The sequence below is a fragment of the Neptunomonas sp. XY-337 genome (genome assembly GCF_004959845.1).
Classification (GTDB): domain Bacteria; phylum Pseudomonadota; class Gammaproteobacteria; order Pseudomonadales; family Balneatricaceae; genus Neptunomonas; species Neptunomonas marina.
The window spans coordinates 37,397-53,488 of sequence record NZ_SPLL01000003.1 but is presented as its reverse complement, the minus strand read 5'-3'; the positions used below and the strand labels follow the sequence as shown (position 1 = coordinate 53,488).

General features: G+C 49.9%; 16 protein-coding genes. 5 read left to right on the top strand and 11 right to left on the bottom strand.

The annotated features are described in order from the left end of the window. Positions 1–56 precede the first annotated feature (56 nt). Together argJ and E4L36_RS07325 are read left to right on the top strand one after the other, a co-directional pair. On the top strand, positions 57–1,274 hold the full coding sequence (gene argJ / locus E4L36_RS07330) for a bifunctional glutamate N-acetyltransferase/amino-acid acetyltransferase ArgJ (protein ID WP_136680089.1): 1,218 nt from the start codon (positions 57–59) through the stop codon (positions 1,272–1,274). Positions 1,275–1,282: 8 nt separating this feature from the next. Next, a complete protein-coding gene (locus tag E4L36_RS07325; protein WP_136680088.1) occupies positions 1,283–2,212 on the top strand; it encodes a Nudix family hydrolase in 930 nt (309 codons plus the stop codon). On the opposite strand, the gene yacG is transcribed toward E4L36_RS07325, so the two are convergent. From yacG to pilB, 5 genes are all read right to left on the bottom strand, one after another. Beyond that, positions 2,193–2,420, bottom strand: coding sequence for a DNA gyrase inhibitor YacG (yacG, locus tag E4L36_RS07320; protein WP_127692251.1), 228 nt, complete (start codon positions 2,418–2,420; stop codon positions 2,193–2,195). The genes E4L36_RS07325 and yacG overlap by 20 nt on opposite strands. Further along, the gene (gene coaE, locus E4L36_RS07315) at positions 2,417–3,031 is read right to left on the bottom strand and encodes a dephospho-CoA kinase (protein WP_136680087.1); all 615 of its coding nucleotides are present in this window, start codon (positions 3,029–3,031) and stop codon (positions 2,417–2,419) included. Before coaE ends, yacG begins: the two co-directional genes overlap by 4 nt. Positions 3,032–3,041: 10 nt before the next feature. Beyond that, positions 3,042–3,902, bottom strand: a complete 861-nt coding sequence (locus tag E4L36_RS07310; protein WP_136680086.1) for an A24 family peptidase — start codon at positions 3,900–3,902, stop codon at positions 3,042–3,044. Positions 3,903–3,996: 94 nt separating this feature from the next. After that, entirely contained in the window at positions 3,997–5,220 is a 1,224-nt protein-coding gene (locus E4L36_RS07305; RefSeq protein WP_136680085.1) for a type II secretion system F family protein, read from the bottom strand. Positions 5,221–5,238: 18 nt separating this feature from the next. Continuing rightward, complete coding sequence (gene pilB / locus E4L36_RS07300; RefSeq protein ID WP_136680084.1) at positions 5,239–6,948, bottom strand: type IV-A pilus assembly ATPase PilB; 1,710 nt, start codon at positions 6,946–6,948, stop codon at positions 5,239–5,241. A gap of 212 nt (positions 6,949–7,160) precedes the next feature. Between pilB and E4L36_RS07295 the strand changes: the two genes are divergently transcribed. Both E4L36_RS07295 and E4L36_RS07290 read left to right on the top strand, forming a co-directional pair. Continuing rightward, complete coding sequence (locus E4L36_RS07295; protein ID WP_136680083.1) at positions 7,161–7,592, top strand: pilin; 432 nt, start codon at positions 7,161–7,163, stop codon at positions 7,590–7,592. Between the two features lie 137 nt (positions 7,593–7,729). Next, on the top strand, positions 7,730–8,083 hold the full coding sequence (locus E4L36_RS07290; RefSeq protein WP_136680082.1) for a hypothetical protein: 354 nt from the start codon (positions 7,730–7,732) through the stop codon (positions 8,081–8,083). Between the two features lie 94 nt (positions 8,084–8,177). Here the strand turns inward: E4L36_RS07290 and nadC are convergent, their stop codons facing one another. Next, complete coding sequence (gene nadC, locus E4L36_RS07285) at positions 8,178–9,017, bottom strand: carboxylating nicotinate-nucleotide diphosphorylase (protein ID WP_136680081.1); 840 nt, start codon at positions 9,015–9,017, stop codon at positions 8,178–8,180. Positions 9,018–9,101: 84 nt separating this feature from the next. On the opposite strand from nadC, the gene ampD reads away from it, so the two are divergent. Further along, a complete protein-coding gene (gene ampD, locus E4L36_RS07280) occupies positions 9,102–9,659 on the top strand; it encodes a 1,6-anhydro-N-acetylmuramyl-L-alanine amidase AmpD (RefSeq protein WP_136680080.1) in 558 nt (185 codons plus the stop codon). Here the strand turns inward: ampD and E4L36_RS07275 are convergent. The 5 genes from E4L36_RS07275 to E4L36_RS07255 all read right to left on the bottom strand — a co-directional run bounded on the left by E4L36_RS07275 (position 9,656) and on the right by E4L36_RS07255 (position 16,045). Continuing rightward, on the bottom strand, positions 9,656–10,729 hold the full coding sequence (locus E4L36_RS07275) for an ABC transporter ATP-binding protein (RefSeq protein ID WP_136680079.1): 1,074 nt from the start codon (positions 10,727–10,729) through the stop codon (positions 9,656–9,658). The two genes, ampD and E4L36_RS07275, sit on opposite strands and share 4 nt — an antisense overlap. A 7-nt stretch (positions 10,730–10,736) precedes the next feature. Next, complete coding sequence (locus E4L36_RS07270; RefSeq protein ID WP_136680078.1) at positions 10,737–12,395, bottom strand: iron ABC transporter permease; 1,659 nt, start codon at positions 12,393–12,395, stop codon at positions 10,737–10,739. Between the two features lie 85 nt (positions 12,396–12,480). Then, complete coding sequence (locus E4L36_RS07265) at positions 12,481–13,518, bottom strand: Fe(3+) ABC transporter substrate-binding protein (protein WP_136680077.1); 1,038 nt, start codon at positions 13,516–13,518, stop codon at positions 12,481–12,483. Between the two features lie 55 nt (positions 13,519–13,573). Further along, positions 13,574–14,584, bottom strand: a complete 1,011-nt coding sequence (locus E4L36_RS07260) for a sterol desaturase family protein (protein WP_136680076.1) — start codon at positions 14,582–14,584, stop codon at positions 13,574–13,576. A 48-nt stretch (positions 14,585–14,632) separates the two neighbouring features. Continuing rightward, positions 14,633–16,045 (bottom strand): DUF4856 domain-containing protein, encoded by a 1,413-nt coding sequence (locus E4L36_RS07255; RefSeq protein ID WP_240770690.1) that lies wholly within the window; start codon positions 16,043–16,045, stop codon positions 14,633–14,635. Between the last annotated feature and the right edge of the window lie 47 nt (positions 16,046–16,092).

Genomic DNA, 16,092 nt, shown 5'->3' with positions numbered 1-16,092 from the left:
TATTGATATGAAAGCAGCTTCGGCTGCTTTCTTTTTCTGTGCGAGGGATAAAAGTCATGGCAGTAGGAGCCTCAACGCTACCGGCGTTGCATCCGGTAAAAGGGTTTCGGTTAGGTGTTGCATCTGCAGGTGTAAAAACGCCTGGGCGCAAAGATGTTGTTGTTATGGAAATTGCAGAGAAAGCAACGGTAGCCGGTGTGTTCACCAAGAATGCCTTCTGCGCCGCACCTGTGGTGATCTCGAAAGATCACCTTGCGACAGGCCGTAACCGCTATCTGCTGGTTAACACCGGCAATGCGAATGCAGGCACGGGCGCTGAAGGTATGGCGGATGCATACACGTGCTGCCAAGCCCTAGCGGATGCGGCTAACGTGAAACGAGAAGATGTGCTGCCATTCTCAACAGGTGTGATCGGTGAGAAACTGCCGGTTGATAAAATTGTGCAGGTTGTCCCTGAAGCACTCGCGAATCTTGATGAAGATAACTGGGCGAACGCAGCGGAGGGTATTCTCACCACGGATACGCGCCCTAAAGGATTCAGTGTACAGTTTATTTACGAAGGCCAAACCGTCACGGTGACGGGCATTTCCAAAGGCTCGGGGATGATTATGCCTAACATGGCGACCATGCTGGGTTATGTTGCTACGGATGTGCAGGTTGATCACGAGTTGCTGCAAGCTCTGCTGGCTGAGAAGTCTGATAAGTCATTTAATCGGATTACAGTAGATGGCGATACATCAACCAACGACTCGTGCATGTTGGTCGCGACTGGAGCGCTGGATCTTGAAGTAACACAAGATAACGAGCCACTTTATAAGTTGTTTGCTGATGCGCTCGAACAAGTCATGTTGGAGCTGGCGCTGGCGATTGTTAAAGATGGCGAGGGTGCAACGAAGTTGGTTACTATCCATGTAGAGTCCGCAGCGTCACAAAAAGAGGCGCTGGACACCGCTTATACCGTGGCTCACTCACCATTGGTGAAAACAGCGCTGTTTGCTAGCGATCCGAACTGGGGCCGTATTTTAGCCGCTGTTGGGCGTGCGGGTATCGAAAATTTTGACCTTGATGCCCTTAAAATCTACCTCGACGATGTCTGCATTGTTGAAAACGGCGGGCGCGCTGAAAGTTATACAGAAGAGGCGGGCCAAGCGGTGATGAACCAAGAGAATATCTTGATCAAAATAGTACTAAACCGTGGCACTGTATCAGAAACTGTATGGACTACAGATTTGTCGCAGGAGTACGTGTCTATCAACGCTGACTACCGTAGTTAGGAGAGGTTGTGAGCCGTCTTATACATGTCGCTGCAGCTGTCATTGAGGATGGCTGTGGCGCGATTTTTCTTGCCCGCCGTCCCCAAGACAAGCATCAAGGTGGGTTGTGGGAGTTTCCTGGCGGGAAGGTAGAACCCGGTGAGAGTGCTGAACAAGCACTCCACCGTGAGCTGCATGAAGAGGTCGGTATTGAAGTGCTGGCTTGTGAGCCGTTAATCCAAATTCCGCACCACTACCCTGATAAATCTGTACTGCTAGATGTTTATCGCGTCACTGAGTTTGCAGGTGAAGCCCACGGGAAAGAAGGGCAGAAAACAGCGTGGGTAAGTGAAGCGGACCTTGGTGATTATGAGTTTCCTGCTGCAAACAAGCCAATCTTAAACGCGATACGCTTACCGCAGCGTATTTTCATTACTCCGCAAGCTGAGACGCTAGAGGCGTGTATAGAGAATACTCTCAGTGCTTGTAAACGAGCGCCAATCTCATGGGTTATGCTGCGTCAGAAGCAGCTGACATTGGATGAGGCGCTATCTTGGCGTCTTGCTCTCATGCAAGCTTTGGATGAAGGTGTGGAGGTTACGCTTAATCACCCAAAATATGGCGCTGCGTCTAGTCATCTTTCCCGCCATCTAAGTAGTAAAGAGCTACAGGCAACCGAGTCTAATCCTGAGAGCAGTCTTTTAGGGGCTTCATGTCATAATCTGGAGGAGATCGAGGCAGCAGTCAGGATTGGTTGTGATTACATTACACTTTCGCCCATCTTACCGACCAATAGTCATCCAGGCTCGCCTACGTTAGGCTTTGATGCCGCGCGGCAGCTTATCGCCCAAGCGCCTTTGCCGGTATATCTGCTGGGTGGAATGTCGGAAGATGAGTTGCCACATGCGTTAGCGATAGGGGCACAAGGTATCGCTGCTATCAGTGCATGGTTGGAGTAAAAGGCTTCTCGTTAGCATCCAGCCCTGTGCTGTACTCACCATACTCCTCTTCAGATGGGGAGCTCGGAATCTGGTAGCTTTCGCTGGCCCAAGCGCCTAAATCGATCAGTTTACAGCGCTCACTACAGAAAGGGCGGTATGGGTTTTTGCTATCCCATGCCGCTTTCTTTTGGCACTGGGGACAAGCCACCTTAACCGATTTACTCATGCTTGGTACTCCTCAGCAGCTAAGCTGCGAAGCTTCTTATCTAGCGTAGCAACTTGTTGCTCAAGGGCTTCTCGGGTTGTGTTGTTGTCTAGCAAAGAATCCGCGTTTGCCGCGCGCTCTGCTCGGCTTAATTGCGCCGCCATGATGCGCTCTACTTGATCAGGTGTATTACCATCGCGCTCAGATGTGCGCTTAATCTGTAGCGGCTCTTCTATATCTACAACGATAATATGATCAACAAGCTTGTGTTGATCCGTTTCCAGTAGCAGCGGCGAGGCGAGAATGGCGTAAGCTTCTTGGCCTTGATAGCTCTCTAGTTTATCCATAATGCGTGTACGAATAATAGGGTGCAGCAATTGCTCTAGCCATTCGCGGTGTTTGGACTCTTGGAAAACAATATCGCGCAACATGGCTCGATTTAGGTGACCATCGTCCTGCAGTACCGCTTCGCCGAAATGCTCAGCTATTTTCGCCAGAGCCTCTTCACCGGGCTCTACAACCTCTCTTGCTACCACATCAGCATCAATGATGGGGCGCCCTAGCTTAGCAAAAGCCTCTGACGCCGCACTTTTACCACTACCGATACCACCTGTTAATCCAACCACTAACATGTTTTAAACCTTATAGCATACCGAGATAAGCATTTGTGATCTGTTGGCCCCAGAGTAAAGCAATCCAGCCTGCTATCGCAAGGTAAGGGCCAAAAGGAAGTGGTTTTTGGGCTTCATGGCGTTTAAACGCGACCATAACTATCGCGAGAACAACCCCCGTGACGGAGGAGAGCAAAATAATCAGTGGCAAGCTCGTCGCCCCGCACCATGCTCCTAACGCGGCCAATAGTTTGAAATCGCCATATCCCATGCCCTCTTTGCCGGTCAGTAGTTTGAATAACCAATAGATCGACCAAAGAGTAAGGTATCCAATTGCGGCTCCCCAAACGGCTGAGGATAGGCTAGTGAACATCTCTTGTGTGTTTATAAGCAGGCCAAGCCATAACAGCGGCAGTGTGATACGGTCGGGCAGGAGGTAGTGATCGAGGTCTATAAAGGTCAGCGCGATCAGTAACCACGTAAAAACAACAGCCGCGAAACCAAAGCCGTTAAAACCTAACGTATAAATTACTAGTACGCTCAGCAAAGCTGTTAGCAGCTCAATTGCAGGGTAGCGCAACGAGATAGCTGTTTTACACTGGCTACATTTGCCTTTCAGTATCAGGTAGCTAATAACAGGAATGTTCTCATACCAGCGAATTTGGTGCTGGCAGTTGCCACATCGAGAGCGAGGTACAGATAGGTTGAAAGTCTCGCGCTCCACCTCTTTCCCCTGCGCCTCTGCAAGGTTATCTTCCCACTCATGCTCCATCATAACGGGGATGCGGTAGATTACTACGTTTAGAAAGCTCCCAACCAGTAATGAGAAAACGAAGGTAAGGCCGAGGCCTGCATAGATATTTGCTGCAAAAAACGTGTAAAGCTCAGCCATGATTTAATTAACACTATTAACTAGAAGAAAAAACTCAGTCGCGGTTTAGCAACTTAGGTGAACAAAGCAATATAAGCAATTTGGCTTAGCTAAGTTAAACCACATTACCCAACTGGAAGATCGGCAAGTACATCGCGATAACCAAGCCACCAACGAGTACGCCAAGAATCGCCATGATGAGTGGCTCGATTAAGCTCGAAAGGTTATCAACGGCGTTATCGACCTCCTCTTCATAGAAGGTCGCCACTTTGTCGAGCATCATATCTAACGAGCCTGCCTCTTCACCGATAGCGATCATCTGGGCCGTCATATTTGGGAAAACCCCAGTCATGTTAACGGCATTCTGCAATGATTGGCCGGTAGATACGCCGTTACGTATCTGGATAATCGCGTTTCGATAGACCACATTGCCTGATGCCCCCGCTGCAGAGTCCAGCGCCTCAACCAGTGGCACACCGGCAGCAAAGGTCGTTGCGAGTGTGCGAGCAAAACGGGCGATAGCGCCTTTATGCAAAATGCCGCCAATAACAGGAACTTTCAGTACTGCGCGGTCAACAAAATCAGCAAAGGCTTGGGAGTTGCGTTTAAGCCGCACGAAAACAAAACCGCCGATAATAATGGCGAACAACGCGATATACCAATAGGCTTGTGCAATTTCGGATAGACCAATTACGAAAAGAGTGAAAGCGGGTAACTCTGCTCCAAAAGAGCTAAATATACCTTCAAAGGTAGGTACTACTTTTACCAGCAAAATAGCTGAGACGATCAAGCCGACGAGAAGTACAGCGGCTGGATATGTCATTGCTTTTTTGATTTTTGCCTTAAGTGATTCGGTTTTCTCTTTGTAAGTAGCGATACGGTCAAGCATCTCCTCGAGTGCGCCCGACTCTTCGCCCGCTTCTACGAGGCTGCAGAATAAGTCGTCGAAAAACTTGGGGTGTGCACGTAACGACTGGCCAAGGTCCGAGCCACCACTCACTGATTGGCGGATCTGGTTGATCAAACGTTTGAGGGCAATTTTCTCGGTGCCGTTACCAACGATTTCCATACCTTGTAACAGCGGAACGCCTGATTTGAGCATAGTAGCCAGTTGGCGCGTAAAGTAGGCGATATCCACCGATTTAATCGGCTTATTCTTCTCGCCTAATAACGAAAGGCTAGAATCTTTGGCTACACGTTTAGGCAAGATGCCTTGCTTGCGCAGGTTCGCTTTCGCAGTTGCGATATCCGGTGCGTCAATTTTGCCTTTACTTAAGTTGCCGCTTTTATCTTTACCTTGCCATGCGAAGGTAATTATTTTTTGCTCTTTCGCCGCCATGCCTTACATCGATCCCTACTAAGTTTTGATAACGCGGTTCATCTCTTCAAGGCTGGTAATACCTTGCGCTACTTTATCGAGGCCCGTCTGTCGCAGTGTTCTAAAGCTCTGACCGCTGGCCACGCGAATAATATCTAACGAGTTACCGTTGTTCATAATGACCTCTGCAACTTCAGGGGTCATGGGTAGCATCTCATAAATACCGACTCGGCCCTTAAAGCCACGGGTACATTTTGGGCACCCCTCTGGGTTAGCCTCAAAGAGCTGCATCTCGTTCATTTGGTTCTGCTCAAAGCCCTCTTCTAGTATGGCAGCTTCTGGCAGATCTAACGGCTTTTTGCAGCTCTCACATAAGCGGCGTGCCAAACGCTGAGCGATAATCAAGCTAACAGAGGTTGCAATATTGAACGACGGCACCCCCATATTGCGTAAACGGGTTAACGTTTCGGCAGCACTGTTGGTGTGCAACGTTGATAGCACCATATGGCCTGTTTGCGCAGCTTTAATAGCGATTTCGGCTGTTTCTAAGTCACGAATCTCACCCACCATCACAACATCCGGGTCTTGACGGAGGAAGGAGCGCAGCGCCTCGGCAAAGGTAAGCCCGACCTTATGGTTTACGTGGACTTGGTTGATCCCTTCCAAGTTAATCTCGACCGGGTCTTCGGCGGTAGAGATATTGCGCTCTGGCGTGTTAAGAGTATTCAAACCCGTGTAGAGCGAGACGGTTTTACCACTACCCGTTGGGCCGGTAACAAGAATCATCCCCTGTGGCTTGTGCAGCGTGCCCATGTATAGCTCTTTTTGCACGGCATCAAACCCCAGTGCGTCTACGCCCATCTTGGCGCTGGATGGATCCAAAATACGCAGTACGATCTTTTCACCCCAAAGGGTAGGCAGTGTGTTTACACGGAAATCGATGGAGCGGTTTTTTGAGATACGCATCTTGATACGGCCATCTTGCGGTAGGCGCTTCTCTGAGATGTCGATCTTGGACATGACCTTCAAACGCGTTGAGAGGCGCGATGCGAGGTTGCTTGGTGGTTTGGCAATCTCTTGCAAAATACCATCGATCCGGCTGCGGATACGGTATGACTTTTCATAAGGCTCAAAGTGAATATCCGATGCGCCTTTTTTAATACAATCCAGCAGGATTTTGTTAACAAAGCGCACAATGGGTGCATCTTTTGCCGCCTCTTCGCTGCTCTCCTCTTCCTCCTCTTCAGCGTTTGTGCCGTCATCAAGCGCATCAAGGTCGGCGTCTTCTAGATCGTCTAGGGCGGAGTCGCTGCCTTCTAAGAACGTGGCGATAAACTGCTTCAGCTTATCGTCTTCGACAATAACCCCTTCGGTGGTTGTTCCGGTGTGGAACTTGATCTCATCCAGCGCTTGGATATTGGTTGGGTCAGAGAGCGCCACATAGATACGGTTATCCCGCTTGATCAGCGGGATCGCGTGGTGCTTATTAATCAGCTGCTCAGAGACAATACCTTGCGGCACCATTGATGCATCAAAGGCCGAAAGATCTAGCAGTGGTAAACCAAACTCATCCGATGCGGCGCTGGCAGCCCGGTGTGCGCTAACCAAGCGCTCATCAATAATATGGGAGATAAAAGGCTTTTGTGAGGCGCGAGCTTTGTCGATGGCATCGCGGGCCACATCGGCAGAAAAAACACCATCTTTTACAAGCCGACGAGCGAGACCACTTAAGGGTTGCTGATGTACCACGTTCTCTCCTTGCGCTGGTGCGGGACATAAGTCTGTGTTTCGTAGGCATAAAATAGCACTTGCTAAAGCACTGGGAAAGGGGCGCAAAATATTTGTAAAAAGTTCCCATGGAAATTGGATTATTTTAGGGAGTTGTCTACACTAAGTGCAGCGCTGCCAACCAAGGAAGACGCTTTACCTAATTCGTTATTTATACTCGCTGGAGAGAACGTATGAAAAAGCAACAAGGCTTTACATTGATTGAATTGATGATCGTTGTTGCGATCATCGGTATTTTGGCAGCCATCGCTCTGCCTGCGTATCAGGATTACACGGTCAAGGCAAAAACTTCGGCTGCAATCAGCTCTGCAAATAGCCTTAAAACCGCAGTAGGTCTGTGTGCCCAAGAAAATGGTAATGTGTTAACTACCTGCGACTCTGGCTCTGGAGGGGTTCCAGTATTCAACGCGACTAAGGAAGTGGCAAGTGCTGCAGTAACAGATGGTGTAATCGTACTAACATTGGCTACCGGTATTGGTGCAAATGTTGATGGAGAGACAATTACTATGACACCAAACGTGGGGACATCAAGTATCACTTGGACAAACACTACATCAGTCACTCAAGCTGCGGCTAAAGACCTAATCGAGAAAAACAATCCGTAGTAGTTAAACTTTACGTGGTTGATAGCCCCCAAGCCTAGCGAAGGCTTAGGGGCTTTTTTATTTCTGCGACTAATTTATCGCTTTGCTTGTCTCTGATTGCTGTTAGGATAGGAAAAAACCCAACAGATCAGTGTTTTATGAAACGTAACATTATTATTCTGCTTATCGCCGCCTGTGTTGGCGTGACCCTCTATATCAACTCCCAAACTAAGCGCTTACCTGATGCTGTAAAGCAACGAGCAGAGCAGCTGTTGCTAGCCGATGCATTGTTCCCCGCGCGTCCGGTGTGGTGGGAAGATGATAAAATTTTAGCTGTGGGTGTGGTGGCCGAACGCACCAACGGTGAGCAAGCGGCGCGTAAAGCGTGTGAATTATTTACTGCTGAAAACTTGCCGGTGGGTGGTTTGCGTATCGAGGTGTATGACATCCTAGAGATTCAGCGTAATGATGAGTGGACGCTGATTGGTAAAGCGGTGTGTAACGCTAATTAGGCTAACTCCTTTAGCCTGTTTACCTGTACAAAAAAGCGAGCTTATAGCTCGCTTTTTTAATTGGCTAGACGCCAGATTGTTAACACTCTTTGCGTTAGATCAAACGCATCGACAAATCAACCGCTTGGCAGTGTTTAGTGAGCGCCCCGATCGAGATGTAATCAACGCCGGTTTCAGCAATTGGCAGTAGGGTTGCGTCAGTCACATTGCCAGAGGCTTCCAGTTTTGCTCTGCCAGCCGTAAGTTTGACTGCTTCGCGCATCGCCTCTAACGAAAAGTTATCCAGCATCACAATATCCGCCCGTGCATCAAGCGCTAGTTGCAGCTGATCTAAGGTTTCTACCTCGATCTCGACTGGTTTGCCGGGGGCTGAACGCTGCGCAGTTTCAATCGCTTCAGCGATCCCGCCACAGGCCATAATATGGTTCTCTTTAATTAAAAACGCATCGTACAGCCCGACGCGGTGGTTATAGCAGCCGCCGCAAGTCACCGCGTACTTTTGTGCTTGGCGCAGGCCAGGCAGGGTTTTACGGGTATCCAGTAATTTTACTTGGGTATCTTTAACTTTCTCGGCGTAGCTGCTGCTCACCGTGGCTGTGCCAGAAAGTGTTTGTAAAAAGTTGAGCGCACAACGCTCTGCGGTGAGTAATGAGCGTGCTGAACCGGTTGCTAAAAACAGAACTTGGTCGCGGCTAACGTGGTCGCCATCTTGCACTTGCCACTCAATCGTTAAGTTAGGGTCTACTTGCTGAAACACTTCGTTGGCCCACGCTACGCCACTGATTACCGCATCTTGACGGCTGATAACCCGAGCTGTAGCTTGCTCGCTGGCGGGGATCAGTTGCGCGGTAATATCACCGGCGCCAATATCTTCCTGAAGGGCGGCGGCTACGTTGGCTTTGATGGTGGGCTGTAGGTCAGCAAGAGTCAGCATAGTGGTTTCGGCTCTATCGTTTGTTTCGCGTGATATGATGGCTCGATTCTATATGAATCCGTGGGTTACGAGTAGCAGCAAGTCATGAAATCTGAGTTTGATATTAAAGCGGGCCGCTTGGATGGCGCGCGTTGGGTGCCTTCGCCCAACTTTAATGAGCGGCCAGCAGGTGAGGCCGTGGATCTATTGGTTATCCACAATATTAGTTTGCCACCGGCTGTGTTTGGTGGTGATTACATTGAACAGTTTTTCCAAAACTGCTTAGACCCTACGGCTCATCCGTATTTTACCGAGATTGCCAATTTGCAGGTGTCGGCGCACCTGCTGATTCGCCGTTGTGGAGAGGTGGTACAGTTTGTGAACCTCGATCAGCGCGCTTGGCATGCGGGCGTTTCCTGTTTTGATGGGCGCGACGCGTGCAATGACTTCTCGATCGGGATTGAGCTAGAGGGGACAGATCAACACCCTTTTAGTGACGCGCAGTATGAGAGCCTAGCGGCTGTCACAAGAGCGATTTGTCGGGCTTATCCCTGCATCAGTGCGCAACGTATTACTGGCCACTCTGATATTGCGCCGGGGCGTAAAACTGATCCCGGCCCGTGCTTTGACTGGCAGCGTTTTAAAGCTGACCTCAGCGCTTAGTGGCTTGCTGGGAATGCGACCAAGTTTTGTAACTCGGGGCGAATGGGCATGGCGGCGCCAACCGGAATATCAACAGATGGGTCGGTTAAGCAGGCAAGCTTATCGCCATTGCTGAGTAGCAAGCTATAAAGAATATTCGCGCCACGGAAGGTGCGTTGCTGTATCTGAGCACTGTATGGGCTGCCAGCGTCATACTGCACGTTTTGTAGCCGAACCAGCACTTCAACCTGCTCACCTGCGTTGAACCCATGGGGAATTTCGGAGCGCAAACGTCCTAGTGCGGAGTCAACGCAGTTGGGGCAGTGCACCGTACCGTGTATGAAATCACCATGGCCAATAAACTCAGCGACGAAGTGGGTGCTTGGCTGGTTGTAGACCTCTTCGGCGCTGGCCCACTGCAGCACTTGGCCATCATTCATCACACCAATCTTATCGGCAATAGCAAAGGCTTCATGCTGATCGTGGCTAACCATTAAGGCGCTTATACCTAGCGTTTTAAGAATGCTGCGCACCTCTGGGACGAGGCTTTCACGCAGCTTGGCGTCTAAACCAGAGAAGGGCTCATCTAGCAGAAGTAGCTGCGGGCGTGGCGCTAGCGCTCTGGCCAGTGCGATACGCTGCTGCTGGCCGCCGGACAATGAGTGCGGGAAGCGCTGCTCAACACCGGGAAGCCCAACCAGCTTAAGTAGTTCAGTGATGCGTGCAGTGCGCTCTTTGCGTGATAGTTTTTGTAATCCGAAAGCGATGTTATCGGCTATGTTTAGATGTGGGAATAGAGCCACATCTTGAAATACCATGCCGATATTACGTTTTTCAGGCGGTAGCATCTGCTGGTTTGTGGCTAGGATGCGCCCACCCATAGAGAGTTGACCACTTTGCAAAGGCTCAAAGCCTGCAATAGCACGCAGTAACGTGGATTTACCGCAGCCACTTGGGCCGAGTAGGCAACCAATTTCACCATCGCCGAGTTGCATTTGAGCGTGCGAAACCGCGAGATGGTCACCGTAGGCAATACTGATATCTGTGAGGGTCAGTAGTGGTGTTACGAGCGTGTGTGGTTGCGCGTTCATAAGCCTCTCAAATCGTATGTTTGCCGCGTGCAATAGAACGGCTTAATAGTATCACAGGTGCAAGTCCCACCAAGACAATCATCAATGATGCTGGCGCTGCGTCCACGAGCCGTTCATCGGACGCCAGCTCAAAAGCGCGAACAGCAAGGGTGTTAAAGTTGAAAGGCCGCAAAATCAGTGTGGCAGGTAGCTCTTTCAAAACATCAACAAAGACAATCAATAGCGCTGTTAGCACCGAGCTTCTCATGAGGGGCACATGGATGCGTTTCAGTACTTGAGTGGGCGTGCAGCCCAGTGAGCGCCCGGCAAAATCGATGCTTGGCTTAATCTTATCGAGGCCACTTTGTACCGCCCCTAAGGAGACAGCCAGAAAGCGCACTGTATAGGCAAATAACAGCGCAACCAGCGTACCCGAGAGCACCAAGCCGATATCTATACCAAACGTATCTTTGGCGAACGCTATCAAGCGGTGGTCTAGCCAAGCGAGAGGGATCAAAACGCCAATGGCAATAATGGTGCCCGGAAGCGCGTAGCCTAAGCCTGCGATGGTTACAGCTGTTTTAACATGATGGCGAGTACTAAGCCGCTTGGCATAACAAAGCAGCAGTGCCAGTACCACAGCAATGATCGCAGCCGTTGTCGCTAGATAAAAGGAGTTCCACGAGAGTGAAATAAACTCCGCAGCGGTAAAGTCTGCTTGTGTTAAAGCCCAATAGAGCAAGACACCCGCAGGCAGTAAAAAGCCGACCAATACAGGAATAAAACAGTAGAGCGTAGCTCCCCAAGCTGCTGCGCCCTCAAGCTTGATGAGGCGTGCTTGTTTACCTTGGGAACTGCCGCCGTGGTAGCGGGACTTACGGCGTGAGTAACGCTCTAACAAGATTAAAATCGAGACAAAACCAAGCAACATGGCGGCTAGTTGTGCTGCCGCTGCTGCATCACCCAAGCCATAAAAGGTACGAAAAATACCTGTTGTGAACGTGGTAACTCCAAAGTACTTAACTGTGCCGTAGTCGGCCAGTGTTTCCATGAGCACCAGTGTTAAGCCTGCCATAATTGAGGGGCGGGCTAGGGGTAAAGCTAGGCGAAAAAACGATTGCTTGTAGCTGTAGCCCAATGTGCGGCTGACTTCTAACGTGCTTTGCGATTGCTCCAAAAATGCAGCTCGGCTCATCAGGTACACGTAGGGGTAGAGTACAAGCGCCAGCATAATGGCCGCACCTTCAATGGAGCGGATCTCAAAAAACCAGTACTCACCATAACCTAATCCCGTGATTTCCCTAAGTGCGGTCTGCACGGGACCTGCGAAATCGAGCAAGCCTGTGTAAGTGTAGGCAATGATATAGGCCGGCACGGCCATCGGTAGTAGTAGGCCCCAGGTAAGCACGCGGCGGCCCGGAAAGGCGCAAACACTAGTGAGCCACGCGGTTGGAACGCCGAGCAATAAACTGCCGATGGACACCCCAACCACTAGCAGCAGTGAGTTGATCACGTAATCGCTGAGCACCGTATCAGCGAGATGGCGCCAAACCTCGGCAGAGCCTGTAAGTACATAGGCTGCGATAACTAAGATAGGTAGCGCGAGGATAGCTGCAACCAAAACAGCAAGGTTGCTCAGCCAGTTGATGCGTCTAAAAGGTAGAGTTTGAATAGCGCTCGCGATCATAGGGCGTTGATAGTCCTGACTAAAACGATGACAGCGCCTTAAGGCGCTGTCGGGACAATCTTACCATTGAGAACGAGAGAAGTAATTATTTCCATCCCGCTCGGTCCATTAGCTCGACCGCCGCACGATTGTTTTCACCAAGCTTGCTCAGCTTGACGGTATCGGCTTTGAAGTCACCAAACTGAGTTAACGTTGCAGATACGCCTGTGCCGGGTACTACAGGATACTCATTGTTAACCTGTGCGTACCACTCTTGGGAGTCCTGAGAGACTAAGAACTCAAGCAATTTCATGGCGTTGTCTTTATTGCGTGCGGATTTTGTCACACCTGCGCCACTAACGTTCATATGCACACCGCGATCTTGCTGGTTTGGCCAAAACACGCCGAGCTTCTCAACAATGGCTTGATCTGCGGCTTTCTGGCTGTTCGCCAAACGCCCGAAGTAGTAAGTGTTTGCTAACGTTACGTCACAGACGCCTGCAGCAGCGGCACGCAGTTGATCTGTATCACCGCCGGCAGGTGGTTTAGCGAAGTTAGCAACGAGGCCTTTTGCCCACGTTTCAGTTGCTTGCGCACCGTTTGCTTCGATCATGGATGCAACCAGGGACTGGTTGTAGATGTTATCGGAGGAGCGGATGCAAAGGCGGCCTTTCCATTTGTCAGAGGCTAGGTCTTCATATGTGGAGAGTTCGCTTGGCTTTACTTTGTCTTTCGCGAAAAAGATGGTGCGTGCACGCTGTGAAAGGCCAAACCATTGGTTGTCTTTATCGCGTAGATTGGCCGGAATTGTTTGCTCCAAAACGCTGTTTTGAATTGGCTGCAGCACGTTGGCATCTTTCGCTCGTTGTAGGCGGCCTGCATCAACCGTTAGGAAAATATCCGCAGGGCTCGCGCTGCCCTCAACTTGCAAGCGCTTGAGCAGTGCGTCTGCTTTACCTGTGATCAGGTTGACTGTGATGCCTGTCTGATCGGAAAACTTATCTAGCAAAGGCTTGATAAGTGCTTCTTTGCGCGCCGAGTAAACATTCACAAAATCGGACTCAGCATTAACCGGTGTGGCGATAGATAAAGCGATCAGTAAAGAGGTCGATAAAAAACCAGCACTACGCAGCGATTGAAACATCAGTTAGCTCTCTTTGTATTCGATACGAAAGCCTGATTATAAATGATAACAGTTATTATTTGTATATCGTTTTTTGCGTCAGATCAGGTTTATTCTGCTTTTTTGGTATGGCCTTTGCGAGAAAGCGTTGCTTGATCAGCCGGTAGCTTTCGATAAAAGGGGTTAGGTACAGCGTGCTGAATCTATGGTCTGCTTTCTGTTCGCGGCTGATGCCGAACTGTAGTTTAGTTGCGGGCTCTGACAGGTGTAGGCTGCCGCCCAATCGATCCCATATCGCGAGAATGGCGCCGAAATTTTTATCAAAATGGCGTGGCTCAACCGAATGGTGAATCTGGTGCTGTGCCGGTGAGATAAAAATGCGCTCCAACCAAGGCCAGTAAAACAGCGCAATGTGAGAGTGGCGCAAGTTTGATCCAGCAACATTGAAAGCAAAAACAATGACGCTGGCGCCAAGTACAGTTACTAAGTCAACCTGATCATCAAACAGGTAAACGAACAGCGCAATGCAAAGGCCTTGAACCAGTGCGCCCCGTAATGAGAACAAGACCCCTTCGATCGGATGTGTGCGCAGCACCGTGAGCGGTGTCATTGTCTCGGCGCTGTGGTGGACTTTATGAAATGCCCAAAGCCACGGCACTGTGTGAAGCAGTCGGTGGAGGAGGTATCGTGCGAAGTCATCGAGCAGAAAAAGAAACAGTGTGAAACTCGCAGCGATCGCTGCGCTTGGCCATACGAGTTGTGGGCCGCTGGCGCCCCATGTTGTTTGTAATAATTGATAGATCAGAGTGGCTACGGTTAGCTTGGCAAGCAGTACCGGAGCTAACATGCTGAACAGGGCACTATTGACGACCAGCAGCCCGTAATCAGCACGAGCTGATTTAGAGAACCAAATCTTGCGGCTAAAAAGAGTACGAAAAGCGTGGGGTAGAGCCATACCCCGCAGGGTAAGAAAGGCTAATGCCACTAAAATGGCGGCTAATAGGTATCCGATAAACAGCCGCTTGCGCGGGTCGAGGAATAGTGCGCTGATAAATGAGATAGAGTCTATTTGGAGGGATTCGATCATCTGTTGCCATCGTTGCGAGTGGCGTTTCCGCCACCCGCTTGACGAATATTAGTCGTTCTCTGCACTGCTTGTGTTGCTAAGCTTTTCGGCTAGCTTGGAGAGTTTATCCAACTGGTCGTTCGCTTTTGCCTGCAAGCCAAATGTGTCGTTCAGTAGCTTTTGCACTTCAATCATGTTCAGTGCGTACTCTTCCAACGAAACAGACGGTGACTGGATATAGTTACCATCGTTATCGATACCGGAAACTTGAGTATTCCCCAAAAGAACGGGGCTAGCGCCGATTAAACGATTCAGCTTAACAGCAGTAACGCCGAGATCTTTGCCGCTGACTTGTAGCGCCATCGCGAAACCTTTTAGCTCGCCCCAGTGCTTCGCGTATGTGCGGAATGTTTTCTGTAGGTCACCGTTGTTATCAACTGCGTCTTGCAGCGCTAACGCATCTTTGTAGACGGAGCCCGCATATTTGAATGCCGCTTCAGCGATAACCTTTTCCCAGTTTGTACGGATCACATCAGCGTAGGCTTTTAGTTCTTCACGCTGCTGGTCAGTCAGGTTTTTGCCGTTAGCTTTAGTGATCAGTTGGCGGCCGTCGATGAACGCTTCGGTGATGGTGTGCATGTAGTTGCTGTTGCCAGATTTATCAGCGCCGGCTGCGTAGTAACCGTGTGCGAACACCATCTCAGACTTGAGGTCGATCATCTTGTCGCCATTTGCATCAGCTGACTTAACGCTCTCAGGCTTCTGCTTCGCGATGCTATAGGCGGTTTTTGCATCCAGTGACAGTGCGTGAGCAGGTACGCCGAAGTAACCAAAGGCTTCATCCCATACGTGTTCTTTGCCGGTGTAAGGTGTGCCGTCTTTGTATGGCTTGCCATTGGGCTTGGTGCCAGCGTCTAGCTTCTCGTCTAAGTAGTTATCGACTGCTTGGTTGTAGAAAACGGCTCCCATCAAGAATTTGGAGATCAGCTGTGTGTAGTCAAGGCCTGTTAGCGGATCAAAACCTTTGTTTGCTGCAGAGGCTTTATCGATCCAGAACTCGATCACTTCGCTGCCCGTCATGTTGCCTGGCCATGCAGACACGGCACCACCGTAGGTTTTACCTTTAAGGTTTTTGCCTTTGGATAGCTCATCAACCGCGCTCTGCTTAACTACAAAGTCGCCTTTGGTTGCTGGAGCAATAATCTTGCGGCCTGCATCCTTACCTGCGTAGTAAGCCATCATTTGTGCTTTTAGCTCGGCATTTGGCATACCGTTACCACGTGCTGATAGCTTTTTCAGAGAGTCATGGAGCGCATGACGAGCAATTTGGCCGCTGTATGCGACGGAGCTTTTCTTATCTCCTTTGTAGTCTTTTACTGTGATCGGGAATCCAGAATAGGACGCGTCACTGTGTGCTAAAGCAGGCATAGAGAGGGAGGAGGATACTAAAGCAATTGCTAATCCAAGACGTGTACGTTTCACAATAAAACCCTTTAATTATCAGTCAAAACTTAGGCTGTCAGCACCGT

Bases quoted from the DNA above. Each gene is read 5' to 3' on its own strand.
- argJ (WP_136680089.1), top strand. From the start codon at position 57: ATGGCAGTAGGAGCCTCAACGCTACCGGCGTTGCATCCGGTAAAAGGG.
- yacG (WP_127692251.1), bottom strand. From the start codon at position 2,420: ATGAGTAAATCGGTTAAGGTGGCTTGTCCCCAGTGCCAAAAGAAAGCG.
- coaE (WP_136680087.1), bottom strand. From the start codon at position 3,031: ATGTTAGTGGTTGGATTAACAGGTGGTATCGGTAGTGGTAAAAGTGCG.
- E4L36_RS07310 (WP_136680086.1), bottom strand. From the start codon at position 3,902: ATGGCTGAGCTTTACACGTTTTTTGCAGCAAATATCTATGCAGGCCTC.
- E4L36_RS07305 (WP_136680085.1), bottom strand. From the start codon at position 5,220: ATGGCGGCGAAAGAGCAAAAAATAATTACCTTCGCATGGCAAGGTAAA.
- E4L36_RS07295 (WP_136680083.1), top strand. From the start codon at position 7,161: ATGAAAAAGCAACAAGGCTTTACATTGATTGAATTGATGATCGTTGTT.
- E4L36_RS07290 (WP_136680082.1), top strand. From the start codon at position 7,730: ATGAAACGTAACATTATTATTCTGCTTATCGCCGCCTGTGTTGGCGTG.
- nadC (WP_136680081.1), bottom strand. From the start codon at position 9,017: ATGCTGACTCTTGCTGACCTACAGCCCACCATCAAAGCCAACGTAGCC.
- ampD (WP_136680080.1), top strand. From the start codon at position 9,102: ATGAAATCTGAGTTTGATATTAAAGCGGGCCGCTTGGATGGCGCGCGT.
- E4L36_RS07275 (WP_136680079.1), bottom strand. From the start codon at position 10,729: ATGAACGCGCAACCACACACGCTCGTAACACCACTACTGACCCTCACA.
- E4L36_RS07270 (WP_136680078.1), bottom strand. From the start codon at position 12,395: ATGATCGCGAGCGCTATTCAAACTCTACCTTTTAGACGCATCAACTGG.
- E4L36_RS07265 (WP_136680077.1), bottom strand. From the start codon at position 13,518: ATGTTTCAATCGCTGCGTAGTGCTGGTTTTTTATCGACCTCTTTACTG.
- E4L36_RS07260 (WP_136680076.1), bottom strand. From the start codon at position 14,584: ATGATCGAATCCCTCCAAATAGACTCTATCTCATTTATCAGCGCACTA.